The 15,547-nt window shown below is 69.5% G+C and carries 15 protein-coding genes; 5 read left to right on the top strand and 10 right to left on the bottom strand.

Translation table 11 applies throughout. The features are described 5' to 3' along the window. Window positions 1–145 precede the first annotated feature (145 nt). Entirely contained in the window at window positions 146–2,197 is a 2,052-nt protein-coding gene (locus F791_RS0107410) for a UvrD-helicase domain-containing protein (protein WP_018138948.1), read from the bottom strand. Window positions 2,198–2,337: 140 nt separating this feature from the next. Between F791_RS0107410 and F791_RS0107415 the strand changes: the two genes are divergently transcribed. Genes F791_RS0107415 through F791_RS0107430 form a run of 4 tightly spaced genes read left to right on the top strand, consistent with a single transcriptional unit; the run spans window position 2,338 to window position 4,001 of the window. Continuing rightward, complete coding sequence (locus tag F791_RS0107415; RefSeq protein WP_018138949.1) at window positions 2,338–2,496, top strand: entericidin A/B family lipoprotein; 159 nt, start codon at window positions 2,338–2,340, stop codon at window positions 2,494–2,496. Between the two features lie 31 nt (window positions 2,497–2,527). Next, complete coding sequence (locus F791_RS0107420) at window positions 2,528–2,854, top strand: co-chaperone YbbN (protein ID WP_081601210.1); 327 nt, start codon at window positions 2,528–2,530, stop codon at window positions 2,852–2,854. Beyond that, entirely contained in the window at window positions 2,851–3,417 is a 567-nt protein-coding gene (ampD, locus tag F791_RS0107425; RefSeq protein WP_019592411.1) for a 1,6-anhydro-N-acetylmuramyl-L-alanine amidase AmpD, read from the top strand. The genes F791_RS0107420 and ampD overlap by 4 nt, the downstream gene beginning before the upstream one ends. Further along, window positions 3,414–4,001 carry a histidine phosphatase family protein gene (locus tag F791_RS0107430; protein WP_018138952.1) on the top strand — a complete coding sequence of 196 codons (588 nt, stop codon included), beginning with the start codon at window positions 3,414–3,416 and terminating at the stop codon, window positions 3,999–4,001. The genes ampD and F791_RS0107430 overlap by 4 nt, the downstream gene beginning before the upstream one ends. A 64-nt stretch (window positions 4,002–4,065) precedes the next feature. On the opposite strand, the gene F791_RS0107435 is transcribed toward F791_RS0107430, so the two are convergent. Then, complete coding sequence (locus F791_RS0107435; RefSeq protein ID WP_018174875.1) at window positions 4,066–4,383, bottom strand: DUF2322 family protein; 318 nt, start codon at window positions 4,381–4,383, stop codon at window positions 4,066–4,068. Window positions 4,384–4,513: 130 nt separating this feature from the next. Between F791_RS0107435 and F791_RS0107440 the strand changes: the two genes are divergently transcribed. Next, a complete protein-coding gene (locus tag F791_RS0107440; RefSeq protein ID WP_018993190.1) occupies window positions 4,514–5,293 on the top strand; it encodes an inositol monophosphatase family protein in 780 nt (259 codons plus the stop codon). Window positions 5,294–5,357: 64 nt separating this feature from the next. On the opposite strand, the gene F791_RS0107445 is transcribed toward F791_RS0107440, so the two are convergent. The 8 genes from F791_RS0107445 to F791_RS0107480 form a co-directional block, all read right to left on the bottom strand. Next, entirely contained in the window at window positions 5,358–5,696 is a 339-nt protein-coding gene (locus tag F791_RS0107445) for a helix-turn-helix domain-containing protein (protein ID WP_018174873.1), read from the bottom strand. Window positions 5,697–5,698: 2 nt separating this feature from the next. Further along, on the bottom strand, window positions 5,699–6,691 hold the full coding sequence (gene dusB / locus F791_RS0107450) for a tRNA dihydrouridine synthase DusB (protein ID WP_019592412.1): 993 nt from the start codon (window positions 6,689–6,691) through the stop codon (window positions 5,699–5,701). 60 nt (window positions 6,692–6,751) lie between these two features. Then, window positions 6,752–7,489 carry a hypothetical protein gene (locus tag F791_RS0107455; RefSeq protein WP_018993188.1) on the bottom strand — a complete coding sequence of 246 codons (738 nt, stop codon included), beginning with the start codon at window positions 7,487–7,489 and terminating at the stop codon, window positions 6,752–6,754. Window positions 7,490–7,540: 51 nt separating this feature from the next. Continuing rightward, window positions 7,541–8,422 (bottom strand): 50S ribosomal protein L11 methyltransferase, encoded by an 882-nt coding sequence (gene prmA, locus F791_RS0107460; RefSeq protein WP_018993187.1) that lies wholly within the window; start codon window positions 8,420–8,422, stop codon window positions 7,541–7,543. Continuing rightward, complete coding sequence (accC, locus tag F791_RS0107465; protein ID WP_018138959.1) at window positions 8,422–9,768, bottom strand: acetyl-CoA carboxylase biotin carboxylase subunit; 1,347 nt, start codon at window positions 9,766–9,768, stop codon at window positions 8,422–8,424. The genes prmA and accC overlap by 1 nt, the downstream gene beginning before the upstream one ends. 33 nt (window positions 9,769–9,801) lie before the next feature. Further along, window positions 9,802–10,254 carry an acetyl-CoA carboxylase biotin carboxyl carrier protein gene (gene accB, locus F791_RS0107470; RefSeq protein WP_018138960.1) on the bottom strand — a complete coding sequence of 151 codons (453 nt, stop codon included), beginning with the start codon at window positions 10,252–10,254 and terminating at the stop codon, window positions 9,802–9,804. 7 nt (window positions 10,255–10,261) lie between these two features. Next, the gene (gene aroQ, locus F791_RS0107475) at window positions 10,262–10,705 is read right to left on the bottom strand and encodes a type II 3-dehydroquinate dehydratase (RefSeq protein WP_018993186.1); all 444 of its coding nucleotides are present in this window, start codon (window positions 10,703–10,705) and stop codon (window positions 10,262–10,264) included. Window positions 10,706–10,990: 285 nt separating this feature from the next. After that, window positions 10,991–15,532 (bottom strand): DEAD/DEAH box helicase, encoded by a 4,542-nt coding sequence (locus F791_RS0107480; RefSeq protein ID WP_019592413.1) that lies wholly within the window; start codon window positions 15,530–15,532, stop codon window positions 10,991–10,993. Window positions 15,533–15,547: the final 15 nt, after the last annotated feature.

Raw genomic sequence — 15,547 nt, forward strand, 5'->3', positions numbered from 1 at the left:
GTGACAAATTTCATACTTTTGGGCCGCCTGAGGCGCTGGGCGCGCACGGCGAGATGCCAAGAAGACGAAGGGGGGAGCGGGCCGGGGCGTCCGGAATGGGCCGGGCGCCCCAGTAGTGAGCGAAGGCTCCCCGGCCGCGCAGCGGCTATTTGCCGAGCATGGCCTTGAGGCCGGCCAGGTGGGCCTGGGCAGTGAGCTTCTGGGTCTCGGGATCCGGCGGCCTGGCGTCCGGCCATTCGAGGTGTTCTTCGGGCAATTCGTCGAGAAAGCGCGAGGGCTCGCATTCGAGGGTCTCGCCGTAGCGGGTCCGGTTCTGGGCGTAGGTGATCAGCAGGGTCTGCTGGGCACGGGTCAGCCCGACATAGGCGAGCCGCCGCTCCTCCTCGATGGAATCGTCCTCCACGCTGACCCGGTGCGGCAGCAGCTCCTCCTCGAAGCCGACCAGGCAGACATGCGGGAACTCCAGCCCCTTGGCCGTGTGCAGGGTCAGTAGTTGCACGGACTCGTCGCCGTCCTGGGACTCCCGGTTGCGGTCGAGAATGTCCATCAGGCTGATGCGGTTGACGATATCGGCCAGGTCCATGGTCTGCTCGTCGTCTGCCTCGTCGTCGCCGTACTCTGCGGTGGTGTTGCCGCCACCCATGCGCCCGACCCAGTCGATGAACTCGCGCACGTTCTCCATGCGTCGGGTCGCGGCACGCGGGTTGGAGCTGTTCTCCAGCAGCCAGGACTCGTAGTCGATGTCCTCGACCAGGGTGCGCAGCAAGGCGTCCGGCGCTTCGTCCTCGCCGCGGCGCTGGAAGCCGTCGACCCAGTCGGTGAAGCGTTCCAGGCGTGCCTGCGCCCGGGCGTCCATGTACTCGGACAGGCCGGCCCCGCGCGCGGCCTGCAGCAGCGAGGTGCCACGCTGGTTGGCGTAGTGGCCGAGTTTCTCCAGCGTCGCCGGGCCGATCTCGCGGCGCGGCACATTGACCACGCGCAGGAAGGCGGTGTTGTCGTCCGGGTTGGCGAGCAGGCGCAGATAGGCGACCAGATCCTTGATCTCGGCCTTCTCGAAGAACGACTGCCCGCCACTCAGGCGGTAGGGGATGCCCTGCTCGCGCAGGAGCTTCTCGAACAACCGTGACTGGTGGTTGCTGCGGTAGAGGATGGCGAAGTCGCCCCAGCCCGCGTTCAGGCGAAAGCGCCGGCGCATCAGTTCGGAGACTACGCGCGCGGCCTCGGTGTCGGCGTCGGAGCAGCCGATCACCTCGATCTTCTCGCCCTCGCCGAGCGCACTCCACAGGCGCTTCTCGAACACGTGCGGGTTGTTGGCGATCAGCGCGTTTGCGGTGTGCAGGATGCGGTTGGTGGAGCGGTAGTTCTGCTCCAGCTTGATCACCTCCAGGCGCGGGAAGTCCTGCTGCAGACGCGCGAGGTTTTCCGGGCGGGCGCCGCGCCAGGCGTAGATCGACTGGTCGTCGTCGCCGACCACCGTCAGGCCGTCACTGACGCCCACCAGCAGGCGCACCAGCTGGTACTGCGCGGAGTTGGTGTCCTGGTATTCGTCCACCAGCAGGTGGCGGATGCGGTCCTGCCAGCGGTTGCGCAGCTCGGTGTCCGCGCGCAGGCAGTCCACCGGGCGCTTGATCAGGTCGTCGAAGTCCACCGCATTGTAGGCGCGAAGGGCATCCTCGTAGCGCGGGTAGAGATTGGCCGCGGCGATCGCCTCCGGGGCGTCGCTCATCTGGCTGGCTTCATGCAGCGCCTCTTCCGGCGTCATCAAGTCGTTCTTCCAGCGGCTGATGTGGCCGATCAGGGCGTCGACCTCGGAGCCGGTATCGTCGCGGTAGGTGATCTCGCGCAGCAGCGAGCGGCAGTCGCCTGGATCGAGGATGGAGAAGCCTGCGCGCAGCCCGGCCGCGTCCAGTTCGCGGCGCAGGAAGTTCAGCCCGAACGTGTGGAAGGTGGAGACGCCGAGCCCGCGCGCCTGTTCCTTCGACAGGCGTCCCTGGACGCGCTCGCGCATCTCGCGCGCGGCCTTGTTGGTAAAGGTGATCGCGACAATCCGGCGCGCCTCCAGCCCGCGCTGCTCGATCAGGTACGCGATCTTCTCGGTGATCACCCGGGTCTTGCCCGAGCCCGCTCCGGCCAGGACCAGCAGGGGGCGGTCCGTGGTGGTCACGGCCGCCTGTTGTTGCGGATTCAGGTCGGACACAGGGTTGCGACTTCCTTCACGAAAAGAGGGCGGCGCGTAAACTACCCCAGTGCGTGCGCCTCATAAAGTGTGACCGTCCCTGGAGTGCCCTTTGGCGGTCGGTATCACGGACCGAATCACGAAAGAGACAAGGAGCTCGCATGCATTTCACGCAATGCATTCCCGCCGCCCTGCTGATCCTGCTGGTGGCTCTGGGCTCGCTTGGCATCGCTGGTTGCGCCACTATGGAGGGGTTTGGCGAAGACGTGCAGGATGCCGGTGAATCCATTGAGCGACAGGCCGAAGACAACTCCAACTGACCCGACCCTGCGTCAGACGGGCCTGCCCCGGCTGACCCAGTTCGACTTTCATCAGCACCTCCTGGAGGTCCCGGGTCCGGCGGTGATCCTGTTTACCCGCCGGGGCTGCGGGGCCTGCAAGGTGATGGGCCGGGTGCTGGAGCAGTGGCAGGCCGAGCCCGAAGCGCCCGCCCTGTTCGTCGTCGATGCAGAGATGGATACCGCGCTGGTGCGCGAGTTCGAGGTCTTCCACCTCCCGGCCCTGTTCGTTTTCAATGCCGGTGCCTACCACGGCCGCCTCGAGGCCCCGCCACGCCTGCCGTTGCTGCTCGAGGCCCTCGCGGCCTGCCTGCAGCGCCCGCCCGAGGAGGCCCCGTGACCGAGACTATGATCGTCGATCGCGACTGGTGGCCGTCGGCCCAAGTGCTTGAGAGCCCGAACCAGGACGCACGCCCTGCGGGGATGGAGCCCGAGTTGATCGTCGTGCATGCCATCAGCCTGCCGCCGGGCACGTTCGGCGGGCCGCACGTGGCCGAACTGTTCCAGAACCGGCTCGACCCCGGTGCCCACCCCTACTTTGCGCAGATCGCCGATCTGCGCGTGTCCGCCCATGTGCTGATCGACCGAGAAGGCGCGGCAACCCAGTTCGTGCCGTTCTCCCGGCGGGCCTGGCATGCCGGCGCCTCGCAGTGGCGTGGCCGCGAGCGCTGCAACGATTTTTCCATTGGCATCGAACTCGAGGGCACCGACGACGATCCGTTCACGCCGGTGCAGTACGCCGAGCTGGCCCGTTTGATCGGCTGGCTGCGCGAACGCTTTCCGGCCATTACCCCGGATGCGCTGGTGGGCCACTGCGACATCGCCCCCGGGCGCAAGACCGACCCGGGCCCGCATTTCGACTGGACCTGCCTGGAGGCCTGCCTGAGCGAGGACACGGCATGATTGTGGATCTGTTGCGACACGGCGAACCGGAGGGCGGGCAGCGCTATCGTGGGCATGGCTGCGACGACCCGCTCAGCGCGCAGGGGTGGACGCAGATGGAACACGCGGTGCGTGATGATGACGGCTGGCAGGCGGTCGTTAGTTCGCCGATGCACCGGTGCCGGGCGTTTGCCGAACGCCTGGCGGACGAGCGTGACCTGTCCCTGCATCTGGAGCCGGACCTGCGCGAGGTCGGCTTTGGCGACTGGGAGGGACGCACACGGGTCGAGCTGCAGCGCGAACGGCCGGAGGAATACCGGGCGTTCTATGCCGATCCGGTGCATTCGCGGCCGGCCGGGGCGGAGCCGCTGGGCGCCTTTCGCCGGCGGGTGGAGGCGGCCTTCGAGACCACGGTCGGCGGCCAGCCGGTGGAACGAGTGCTGGTGATCGTGCACGCCGGGGTCATCCGTGCGTTGGTCGGCTGGGTGATGGGGGTGCCGGACGAGCGGCTGTTCCAGCTGGAATGCGAGTATGCGAGCCGGACCCGACTGCATCGGCATCCGACGCGCGGCTGGCGCGTGATCCACACCAACCGCCTGCCGTGATGTGCGGAGGACGCGTTCCGGTTTGCACGTATGCGCCGGAACGGGAGAACGTCTCCGCAAGGAACTAGCTGGCGCGGCTCTTGCGCTTGGGTACAGCCTTCACCGACAGGTAGTAGCCCTTGTCGAGGATCTCGAACAGGCGGTCGATGTTCGGGTGTTTGCCCGGGTTGGCGCGGGCATCGTCGGCATGGCTGCCGTACATCAGCAAACCGGAGTTGGCGGCCTTCGGGCCGATGCCGCCGTAGTCCAGCGCCAGCTGGTAGTAGATCTGCAGCGACAGGGTCTGGCCGTCCACGTTCTCGATGGTCGCGCTCGGGTTGTAGTCCTCGCCGAACAGTTCCAGGCGTTCGAGATTGCTGACGTCGGGCAGCTTCTTGGGCATGTCGGACTCCTCGAAAAGATGGCGGCATTATCGGGGCATGCCGGGGCCGGGACAACCGCCGACCGCTTCCTGGCCAGAGCCGCTGGGGGCGGCATGCTAAGATAGCTCCTTTTTTTGAAGGGGTAGCAGCATGCAGCAAAGCGCGTTTATGGAGGCCGCCCAGGCCGCCGCCGATGCCGCGGACAAGGTCATTCGTCACTACTACGCCGCCGGCGTCGATGTGGAGACCAAGCCCGACGACACGCCCGTGACGCGCGCCGACGTGGAAAGCGAACAGGCGATCCGCCAGGTGATCCGCGAGCGGTTCCCGGATCACGGCTTCTACGGCGAGGAAACCGGCCAGTCGGACATGGACTCCGACTATGTCTGGCTGATCGACCCGATCGACGGCACCAAGAGCTTCGTGCGCCGCTACCCGTTCTTCTCCACCCAGATCGCGCTGATGCACAAGGGCGATCTGATCCTGGGGCTGTCCAATGGCATGCAGTTCGGAGAGCGCGCCTGGGCGGAAAAGGGCCAGGGCGCCTACCTCAACGGCGAAAAGATTGCCGTCGCCCCGACCACCGAGCTGGGCCGCGCCTCGCTGTCCACCGGGAACCTGAAGACCCTCGCGCAGAACCCCGAAGGCTGGACGGCGCTGGGGGGGATCATGGCCGAGGTCAATCGCACGCGCGGCTATGGCGACTTCTACCACTACCACCTGCTGGCGCGCGGCAGCATCGATCTGATCATCGAGTCGGATGTGAATATCCTCGATATCGCGGCGCTGGCCGTGATTGTGCGCGAGGCGGGCGGGGCCTTCACCAATCTGTCTGGCGGCGAGCTGGACCTGCAGACCACCAACGTGCTGGCGGCCGCGACGCCGGAACTGCACCGCACGGCGCTGCAGCGCCTCGGCTGGAAGGGCTAGATCGGTCGATGATTGCGCACACGCCCGTCAGGTGGCGGGCGTGTGCCGGGTCCGGCGGGGTGAGTTAGCGCTGGGCGCCGTTCCCGTTTCCGTTCCCGTGGCCGTTCTCGCTGATCAGGCCATGGGCACGCAGCTTCTTGCGCAGCGTGGCGCGGTTGAGCCCCAGAAGCGCCGCCGCCCGGCTCTGGTTGCCGTTGCAGCGCTCCAGCACGCAGGCCAGTAGCGGGCGCTCGACCTCGTTCATTACGAGCGCATAGAGGTCGTGACTACTCTGCCCGTCCAGCGTCTCGAAATACTGGTCCAGCGCATTGCGCACCGACTCGGCGAGTACGCAGCCCGACGCGAGGTTGCCGGATGATACCGGTTCCCCGCTTTGTTCTTGTTCTAAAGAGGGTACGTCCATCCTCATGCGGCCTCGCTTGTGATTCCTGACAGAATGGCGCGCAGGCGCCCAAGCTGTTCACTAGCGGTAGTGGCGGCGAGAAGGGAAGCCCGTGCCGCCCGGGTTGGGTCCTCCCCGAGACCCATGTGCTGAAGATACCAGCCCAGGTGCTTGCGCGCGATACGCACGCCCTGCATTTCGCCGTATTGCGCATGCAATGCCTGCAAATGCTCCTCGATCAGCGCAAGACGCGCATCCCATGTCGGGTCGACTGGCACCGGTTCGCCGGCGAGGGCGGCGCGGATCTGGCCGGGTAGCCAGGGGCGCCCCTGTGCCCCGCGCCCGATCATCAGTCCGGTCGCGCCGGTGGTTGCGAGCGTCCGGCGCGCACTGTCGATGTCGACTACATCGCCGTTGGCCAGCACCGGGATGGAAACGGCGCGTACCACACGCGCGATGGCCTCGTAGTCGGCCGTGCCCCGATAGGCGTCGGCGCGGGTGCGCCCGTGCACGGTCAGCATCGCGATGCCGCAATCCTGCGCGATGCCCGCGATGGTCTCGGCGTTGATCCGCTCGCGATCCAGCCCCAGGCGCATCTTCAGCGTGACCGGGACCTCGACGCTTTCCACCAGTGCGGTCAGCAGCTCGCGTACCCGCTCCGGTTCCCCCAGCAGGGCCGAGCCTGCGGCCTTGCTGCAGACCTTCTTGGCGGGGCAGCCGAGGTTCAGGTCGATCACGTCCGCCCCGCGGCGCACGTTCTCGCGCGCGGCCTCGGCCAGCGGTTCGGGTTCGTTGCCCAGCAGTTGCACGATGCGCGGGCGGGGTTCCTGGCGGTGGTCCAGCCGGTGCCGGCTCTTGTCGCTGCCCCACAGGCGCGTGTCCGAGGTGACCATCTCCGAGACAGCCGCGCTCGCGCCCAGGCGCCGCGCGATCAGGCGCAACGGCCGGTCACTGACCCCGGCCATCGGGGCCAGGAACACGGGTGGGCCGGGGAAATGGTGGGGGCCGAGCTGCATGCGGGATTTCGAACCAGCAGGGTAAAACCCGAGAGTCTAGCAGCGTTGAGCGGGGCGGGGTCAGTGCAGCGTGATGTGGGCCCCGGTGATGTGCGGCCCGGTATCAGGTAATTCGATCTCGATCGCATAGCGGTGACCCGCCGCCATCGGTGCCTGAAGGTTGGCATGGCCGTCCGCCGGATGGAGTCGCCAATGGCCGCGGGGTGTCCCCAGTCGGTCCGACAGCCAAACGTCTATGACCGGCCATCCCTGTTGCAGTGGGCTTTCCAGCTCAAAGCGCATGGACAGGTCTCCCGCGTTGGCGAGGTGCAGGTCGGGGGAGGAGACGCGGATGCGTTCCGGTTCGCGCCCAGGTTCCCATGGCGGGCAGAGATCCTCGACCCGCGGGGTGGTACAGAGACTCGCCCGGGCGTCGTCCAGTCCGCTCCAGGCCCCCGGGGGCACCGGCGGCGCCAGCAGGAGTTGCAGGGCGAGGAGGGCGAGCAGCAGGAGGGCCAGAAAGGCAGCGAAGGCCCGCCCCGGGCGGCGTGTGGCCAGTGCCGTGGCCTGCCCGGGGCGGGTATCGATATCGAGGTCCAGTGCCTGGCGCCGGGGGCTGCGCTCGATATCCAGGGAGGCGGTGTGGCGCACCGCCGAGATGCCGGGGCCGGTTGCCCGTTCGCCGGCGCCGCCGATCTCGAGTGCCACGAACAGTGCAAAGTCCGCACCGCAGGCATCACAGTGTGCCCGGTCCAGTCGCAGTTCCTCGCCGCGGGTCAGGGTGTGGGTAACGCCACAATGGGGACAGCGGGCGAGCATCGCGAGGGGCTCCGGTCAGCCGTACCAGAAGACCGGTCGCGGGCGCATACGCTAGCGCCGGCGCCCGCTGAGCAGGGCCCAGCCCTCGCGGGTGTCCTCGATCCCGATGTCAAAGGCGTCCGCGTAGGCCGCCATGACCTCGTCGGCCTGGCGCTCCAGCAGGCCGGCCAGCAGCAGGCGCGCCCCCGGGCGAGCCGCACGGGCCAGTTCCGGGGCGAGGTCGATCAGGGGTTTGGCCAGGATGTTGGCGATCACCAGGTCAAAGCCCGCATCGGGTACCGGGTGGTCGGTCAGGCCGACCTCGATCCGGTCCTCGGAGATGTCGTTTGCCGCCGCATTGCTGTAGGTGGCCTGGACGGCCTGGCGGTCGATGTCGGTGCCCACTGCATGCCGTGCCCCCAGCTTCAGGGCGGCAATCGCGAGGATGCCGGAGCCGCAGCCGTAGTCGAGCACCTGCTGGTCGCGTGGCGGGTTCGCCGCCAGTGATTTCAGGCACATCGCGGTGGTCGGGTGATTGCCGGTGCCAAAGGCCAGGCCCGGGTCGAGATGCACGAACACGCCATCCTCGACGTCGGGCGGGGTCTCCCAGGAGGGCACGATCCACAGCGGGCCCCCGCAGTGGATGGCGCCCAGGCCATCGAGCCCCGCGCGCACCCAGTCCTGATCCTCGATCGCGACCACGGAGATGGATTCCGGCGCCGGCTGGAGTCGCTCCAGCGAGGCCGCGGCCAGCTCGGCCTGGGTGGCGTCGGCGAACACGGCCTTCAGGCACACGCTGGACCAAAGCGGATGGGTACCCAGCGGGGGCTCGAACAGCGGCTCGTCGGCGCCGTCGTGGAGCTCCACGCTGACGGCGCCAAGCTCGAACAGGGCATCCTCCAGGGGCTCGGCCTGCTCCGGGGCAATCTGGCACTGCAGCTCGGCGAGGCTCATCAGGTCAGCGACTTCAGCTTCTTCTCCAGGTAGTGGATATCGGTCCCACCGTTCTGGAAGTTCGCATCATTCATCAGCTCGCTGTGCAGGGCGATGTTGGTCTCGATCCCGTCGATCACGATCTCGCCGAGCGCGCCGCGCATGCGGGCGATTGCGATCTTGCGGTCAAACCCGTGGGCGATCAGCTTGCCGATCATCGAGTCGTAGTAGGGCGGCACCGCGTAGCCGTTGTAGATGTGGGTGTCCATGCGGATGCCGAGCCCGCCCGGGGCGTGATACTGCTGGATGGTGCCCGGGCTGGGGATGAACGTGGCCGGGTTCTCGGCGTTGATGCGGCACTCGATCGCGTGCCCGCGGATCTCCACCTGATCCTGGGTCAGGGACAGCGGTTCGCCCGCCGCGATGAGAATCTGTTCGCGCACCAGGTCGATACCGGTGACCTGCTCGGTCACCGTGTGCTCGACCTGCAGCCGGGTGTTCATCTCGATGAAGTAGAACTCGCCGTTCTCGTACAGGAACTCGAAGGTCCCGGCGCCGCGGTAGCCGATCTCCTGGCAGGCCCGCACCAGCCGCTCGCTCATGGCCTGACGCTGTTCGTCGGTGATGCCCGGTGCCGGGGCCTCCTCGATCACCTTCTGGTGGCGGCGCTGCATCGAGCAGTCGCGCTCGCCCAGGCAGATGGCGTTGCCGTGGCTGTCGGAGAGGATCTGGAACTCCACGTGGCGCGGGTGCTCGAGGTACTTCTCCATGTACAGGGTGTCGTTGCCGAACCCCTGCTGGGCCTCGCTGCGGGTCAGCGAGATCGAATGCAGCAGCGCGCCCTCGGTGTGCACCACGCGCATGCCGCGGCCACCGCCGCCCGCGGCGGCCTTGATGATCACCGGGTAGCCAATCTCGCGGGCCAGCGCCATGTTGGTGTCGGCGTCGTCGGTCAGCGCGCCGCCGGAGCCGGGCACACAGGGGACGCCGGCATCCTGCATCGCCTGCTTGGCCGAGACCTTGTCGCCCATCAGGCGAATCGTCTCGGCGCGCGGGCCGATAAAGGCAAAGCCCGAGGACTCCACGCGCTCGGCAAAGTCCGCGTTCTCCGACAGGAAACCGTAGCCGGGGTGGATCGCGCCGGCATCGGTGACCTCGGCCGCGGCGATCAGCGCGGGGATGTTCAGGTAGCTCTCGCCGGAGGCGGCCGGCCCGATGCAGACCGACTCGTCGGCCAGGCGCACGTGCTTCAGGTCGCGGTCGGCGCTGGAGTGCACCGCGACCGTCGCAATGCCCATCTCGCGGCAGGTGCGCAGGACCCGCAGGGCGATCTCGCCGCGGTTGGCGATCAGAATCTTTTCAAACATGCTCGGACCTGTAGGCAGCGAAGTCGGGGGGCGTCAGCCGATGATGAACAGGGGCTGGCCGTATTCCACCGGGTTGCCGTTCTCGACCAGGATGTCGCGGATGGTGCCGGCCTGGTCCGCCTCGATGGGGTTGAGCATCTTCATCGCCTCGATGATGCACAGCGTCTCGCCGACCTCTACCGTCTGGCCGACCTCGACAAAGGGCTTCGCGCCGGGACTCGGGGCACGGTAGAAGGTGCCGACCATCGGCGCGGTGACCGGGTGGCCGTCCACTTCCGGCGCCGCCGGTGCCGCGGCCTCGCCCGCCGGGGCGGCCGGGGCGGCGGCCGGTGCCGGGGCGGGCATCGCTGCCGGGGCGGCGGCCACGGCGGAGCCGCTCGGCGAACGGGTGATGCGCACCGATTCCTCGCCTTCGTGGATCTCGATCTCGTGGATGCCGCTCTCGTCGAGCAGATCGATCAGTTTCTTGACCTTGCGAATATCCATGGGGTGTCTATGACTCCTTGAGGGCCGCGATTGCCGCGTCCAGTGCCATCCGGTAGCCGATGACGCCGAACCCGCTCAGGGTGCCGGCGGCGACATCGGCCAGGCGCGAAGTATGACGAAACGCCTCGCGCGCGTGGATGTTGCTGATGTGAATCTCGTAAAACGGGATGTCGACGCCCAGCAGGGCGTCGCGCAGGCTTACGCTGGTGTGCGTCAGGCCGCCCGGGTTGATCAGGATGCGGCGTACGCCCTCGTTGCGTGCCGCATGGATGCGGTCGATCAGCTCGCCCTCGTGGTTGCTCTGAAAGCAGGCCAGGGTCTCCCCGGCGGCCTGGGCGTGCGCAGTCAGGTCGGCCTCGATGTCCGCCAGCGTATGGTGCCCGTACCGCTCCGGCTCCCGCTGTCCCAGCAGGTTCAGGTTGGGGCCGTTGAGTAGCAGGATAGAAGGCATGATGGGCGGAATCGGCAGCGATCCTGTCGTGAATGGACGCGATTGCACCAAAAATGGAAGGTGCATCGAATGAACGGGATTCTGCCGTACCGGTGGTGCGAGTGTCCAGCGAGACAGGCGTTTTTTGCCCGGGCTCGTGTGATGGGCGACTGCGATATGCCGATGGGTTGGGGCAGCCGTTCGAGCTTCGAGAGATTCCGGGCGAACGGTGCGTTTCGCAGGGCTCAACGCACCCTAGGTCGCGCCGATGTCACGGTAGGATGCCGATGAGCGCAGCGAATCGCATCAACGGCGGCCGGCGGGTGGCTCCAGGCGCAGGCCGCGGACCTCGCCCAGGGCGCCGCCGGCACGCAGGGCGGCGGCGAACGGGGACTGGCGCGCCGGTTCGCCGTTGATGCTCTCGATGGTGACGCCGCGGCGCTTCGGCAGCCAGCGGCTCCCGGCGAGCTGGCGGATCGCCTCGGTGACGAGGGCGGCGTGCTCCTCCGCGGTGTCGATGCCGGGGATGGTCTCCCAGACGAACAGCTGGCGGCCGGAGGCGGCCAGGTACAGCAGCGGCTGGCCGCCGGCCAGCGCGACCAGCGCCCCGGCCACGCGGCGCAGGCGGCCCTCGGCCGCTTCCGGCGGCTGTGGCCAGGGCAGGAGCTGGCCCCAGGGGTTGGCCGGGTCGACGCTGGCCAGCCACTGCGGTTCGGGGGTGTCGTCGGCCGCGCGTTCCAGGGCGCGCAGGCGGTCCACCGCGCCGGCGCGGGCGAACTGCGCGCCGGTCAGGCCCTCGACGAAGTGGCCGCGGCGCAGCTTGCCGGCGTCCTCCATCGCGCGGTAGACGGGATACACGCGCCCGAAGCCGCCGGGCAGGCCCTCGGCGCGGGCCATCTCGCGGCTGACCACACCGTAGCGGGCCAGCAGGTTCTCGGCCTGTTCGCGGGCGCGCTCGGTCAGCGACACGCCGGGGTCGATCAGCTCGGCGACTCGTGACCAGCGCCCGCCCGCCAGACCCTGTCCCGGGCGTCGCCGGCCGCGCGCGGAGGTCCTGCGCTGGCCCAGGCTGCGCAGCGGCGCGAAGGTGTCGTTGGTGATCTGCCCGGCCCAGACCAGGTCCCAGATCGCGGCCTCGATCGCGTCCTGGCGGGCATCCGGCTGCGCCGTCCGGGCCGCGCGTTCCAGCTCCAGGTAGAAGCAGGCGCCGCGCTGGTCCAGGGTGTCCAGGATCGCCTGCGCCAGCGGGTCGTCGCTGGCGGGGGTATCCGCGGCACCGGCCTCCGGTTCCAGCAGCACCATCGCCTGTTCGCGGCGCAGGAAGCGGACCCGCCCGTTGCGCTGGCCCAGCGCACCACTGCCCACCCAGACGAACTCCCCGGAGGCGGTGATGCGGTCGAGCGCATCCAGCGAGAAGTCGCGCACCCGCATCGGCAGTACGTGGGCGGTCCAGGCGGACCAGGGCAGGGCGATGCCCTCCAGTTGCGTCAGCGTGTCGCGCAGGGCGCCGGCCCCGCGTCCGGGTTCGGTCAGACCCTGCCAGGCCGGCAGGAAGCGGCCCAGTGCGCGGGCGTCCACCGCCGCCGCCTCGTCGCGCAGCCGCGCCAGGGTGCGGCGCTTCAGCCGCCGCAGGATGTCCAGTTCGCACCAGTCCTCGCCGGTGCCCTGCGGGCGGATCTCGCCGCGCAGCAGTACGCCGGCGCGCTCCAGGCTCTCGAGCGCCGGCAGCAGTGCGCCCGGCGCGAGGCCGTAGCGAGCGCCCAGGTCCTCGTTGCGGAAAGGTCCGTGGGTACGGGCGTAGCGGCGCAGCAGCTGTTCCAGCGGGCGCTGTGGCGGTTCCAGGAACGCGGCGGGCAGGCCGGGCGGGGGCACCACGCCGAGGGCATCGCGGTACAGCGCGGCGTCGTCGGCGGCGATCCAGCGCGGCTCGCCGGCGATGCGCACCTCCACCGCGCGCAGGGAGCGGGCGAGCTGTTCCAGCCACGGTCCCGGCGCCTCGGCGCAGGCGGCCGCCACTTCGTCCGGGGTCAGGTCCCCGCGCCGGCGCAGCAGGTCGTGCAGGGCGTCGGCGTCCGGCACCCGGGTCGCCTCGGTGGCGTGCGCCAGCTCGGCCTCCAGCTCGGCGAGGGCCTCGGGGTCGATCAGCTCGCGCAGCTCGGCCTGGCCCAGCAGTTCGGCCAGCATGCCGCGGTCCAGCGTCAGCGCCTGGGCCTTGCGCTCGGCCATCGGCGCGTCCTGCTCGTAGATGTAGGCCGCGACATAGGCGAACACCAGGCTGCGGGCGAACGGGGAGGCCTGCGGCGTCTCCACCTCGTGCACGCGGATGCGGCGTTCCTGCACGCCGCGCAGGATCTGGCGCAGGGCGTCCAGGTCGAACACGTTGGTCAGTACCTGGCGGTAGGTCTCCAGCACCACCGGGAAGCTCGCGTACTCGCGCACCGAGGCCAGCAGCTGCTGCGACTTCAGCCGCTGCGCCCACAGCGGGGTGCGCTGGCCGGGTCGGTTGCGCACCAGCAGCAGGGCGCGCGCCGCGTTCTCGCGAAAGGCGCTGGCGAACAGGCTGGAGTTGCCCAGCTCGCGGGTGACCGCCTCCTCCAGTTCCTCCGGGTCGGGGAACAGGCTGTCCAGCTCGGGCAGGTCCTCGCTGTCGGCCAGGCGCAGCACGATGCCATCGTCGGTGTACATCACCTGCACCTCGAAGCCGGAGCGGCTGGTCAGCGCGCCCTGCAGGGCCAGCGCCCAGGGGGCGTGCACGCGCGCGCCGAACGGGGTCAGGATGCAGACGCGCCAGTCGCCGACCTCGTCGCGGAAGCGCTCGACCACAATGCGCTGGTCCGACGGCAGCTGCCCGGTGGCCTCGCGCTGCTCGTCGATGTAGTCGCAGAGGGTCTCCACCGCCGCCTCCGACAGCGGGGCGTGTTCCCTGAGCCAGGCCGTGCGCTCGGCGCGGCCCATGCGTGCCAGCCGCTCGGTGGCGGCGCCGATGGCCTGGCCGAGCTGGATCGGGCGGCCGGGGCCGTCGCCATGCCAGAACGGCAGCTTGCCGACCTCGCCCGGGGCGGGAGAGACGAGCACGCGGTCGCGGGTGATCGCCTCCACATGCCAGGTGCTGGCACCCAGGGTCACGTTCTCGCCGGTCTTCAGCTCGAACACCATCTCCTCGTCCAGCTCGCCGATGCGCGGCCCGCCCTCGCCGACATGCACGCCGTACAGCCCGCGGTCAGGGATGGTCCCGGCGTTCAGTCGCGCGGCCAGTGCCGCCCCCCGGCGCGGGGTCAGCTCGTCGCGGGCGCGGTCCCAGGCGAGCCAAGGGCGCAGGTCGGCGAAGTCGGTGCTGGGGTAATGGCCGGAGAGCATGTCCAGCGTGGCCTCGAGCAGCGCCCGCGACAGCTCGCGCCAGGGCGCGGCGCGGCGAACCAGCGCGTGCAGTTCGTCCACCGTGCGCGGGCGTTCGCAGACCATCGCGACGAGCTGCTGGGCCAGCACGTCCAGCGGGTTGTGCGGGGCGTGGATCGGTTCCAGTGCGCCGGCCTGCATGCGCTCGCCGATCACTGCGCATTCGAGCAGGTCGCCGCGAAAGCGTGGCAGCAGCAGCGAGCGCGAGACCTGGCCCACGCCGTGCCCGGCCCGCCCGGCGCGCTGCAGCCCGCGGGCGACCGCGCCGGGGGATTCGACCATGATCACCAGATCCACCGCGCCCATGTCGATGCCCAGCTCCAGCGAGCTGGTCGCGACGATGCCGCGCAGGCGCCCGGTCTTCAGCCGGCCCTCGATCTCGGCGCGGCGCTCGTGGGAGACGCTGCCGTGGTGGGCGGCGACCAGCTCCTCCACCGGTTCGGCATCCTCCGGCTGCTGTTCGCGCCAGGCCTCGTTGATGCGCTGGACCAGGCGCTCGCACAGTCCGCGGCTGTTCACGAACACGATGGTGGAACGGTGCTCCAGGATCGCGGCCAGCAGGCGCGGCTCCAGGCGTGCGGCGCGGTCGCCGCGGGCGGTGGGGAACTGCCCGGTGCCCTGGCCGTAGACCGCGCCGAGGATGGAGCCGGACGGGATCGGGCCGGATGAGGGGCTCGTCGTTTCCGAACCCTCGACGGTCGGTGCCGCGTGTTCGGCGGGCGGCTCCTCGGGGGCGAGGATCTCCAGGTCCAGGCGCGGGGGCTCGGCGGCGTCGATCACCTCCACCTCGCGGTCGCCGCCAAGGAAGCCGCGCGCCACCTCCATCGGGTGCACGGTGGCGGACAACCCGATGCGCTGCGGGTCCTCGCCACAGCGTTCGGCCAGCCGTTCCAGTGACAGGGCGAGGTGCGCTCCGCGCTTGTTGCCGGCCAGCGCGTGCACCTCGTCGATGATGACCGTGTGGATGGACTCGAGGTTTTCGGCGGCCTTCGAGCCCAACAGCAGGTACAGCGACTCCGGCGTGGTCACCAGGATGTCGCCGGGTTCGCGCGCTTGCGCGCGGCGCTCGGCCTGCGGGGTGTCGCCGGTGCGGATGTGTACCACCGGCTCGCTTGCGGTCTCGTTCACGGTCTGGCCCAGGCGCGCGGCGGTCTGCGCGATCCCGGCCAGCGGGGCGCGCAGGTTGCGCTCGATGTCGGTGGCCAGCGCCTTCAGTGGCGAGATGTAGAGCACCGAGTAACCGCGACGGGCATCCGGTGCGGGCTCGCCGGTCAGACGATCAATGGCGCTGAGAAAGGCGGCGAGGGTCTTGCCGCTGCCGGTGGGGGCGATCAGCAGGCAGTGGTGGCCGGCTCGGATCGCGGGCCAGCCGCGCGACTGGATCGTGGTCGCCTGCCCGAAGGCCTCGCCGAACCAGGTGTCGGTCGCGGGGCGAAAGGGCGTGACCGGCATCGGCTCGGGCGTAGC

This window comes from Thioalkalivibrio sp. ALRh, assembly GCF_000381425.1.
Classification (GTDB): Bacteria; Pseudomonadota; Gammaproteobacteria; order Ectothiorhodospirales; family Ectothiorhodospiraceae; genus Thioalkalivibrio.